Source organism: Oleiphilus sp. HI0067 (assembly GCF_001635735.1).
This window is the reverse complement of sequence record NZ_LWFI01001395.1, coordinates 1-822: the sequence shown is the minus strand read 5'-3', so window position 1 is coordinate 822 and position 822 is coordinate 1. Positions and strand designations below refer to the sequence as shown.

General features: G+C 47.7%; 1 protein-coding gene. It reads right to left on the bottom strand.

Annotated features, from left to right (window positions below; translation table 11 throughout):
- Positions 1-720 (bottom strand): cytochrome c peroxidase (locus A3739_RS22175; RefSeq protein ID WP_304440302.1); only part of this gene is annotated, 720 nt, incomplete at its 3' end.
- Between the last annotated feature and the right edge of the window lie 102 nt (positions 721-822).

Genomic DNA, 822 nt, shown 5'->3' with positions numbered 1-822 from the left:
GCGAAATTTTCCCATGTCGGACGGATCAGCTGTGATTTCAAATAGTCCTGTGTTGTCGTGCGGATAATCGCCCGTACCACCAATGTTGAATAATCCAGTATTGTGAAAGGGACGATTCACGAAGCTCATACTTCGATCCATCGTGGAGTCGCTGAGATGATAGCCGCCGTGGCAGTGGAAACACTCAAGCTCTTCGCTAAAGAACAATTGTCTGCCTCGATGTGCAGCAGCGCTTAGAGCAGTGGCATCGCCTTGTTCGAAGCGATCAAACGCTGAGTTGAAAGACACCATACCTCGAACAAAGCTCACGATCGCATCGCGAATGGTATTAAATGCGATAGGATCACCGAGCTCGGGATAGGCATCGTTAAACAAACTTTGGTAACGCGCCTCGTTTCGGATTCTATCAAGTACTTCTTCTTTGTTGCTGTCATCAATGCCATGCTCAATCGGATTCTCACCGAATAATGGCACAAGGGCCTGTTCTTCTAGGGTAATTAAGGCTGAGTTGGCCCAAGTTTGTGTTGCGTTATAAGCTACGTTCATTAAGCCCTGAGAGTTACGCGCTAAGAGTTCTCCAGTAGAACCTGTTGGCAATGCAATGCCATCACTAAAACCATGTTCTTGGATATGGCAGGACGCGCATGCTTGAGTGCCATTGCCTGAGAGGCGCGTATCGTAAAAAAGATGGCGGCCTAACTGGAACTTTTCTTCGCTCATTTGATTCGCGATGGGCTCGACAGGTAGGGGATATCTCTCTGGCAGATTCCATTCAAAACTTGTTTGGCTTGCATTGTGTGAGGTGTCGACAAAGTCACTTGA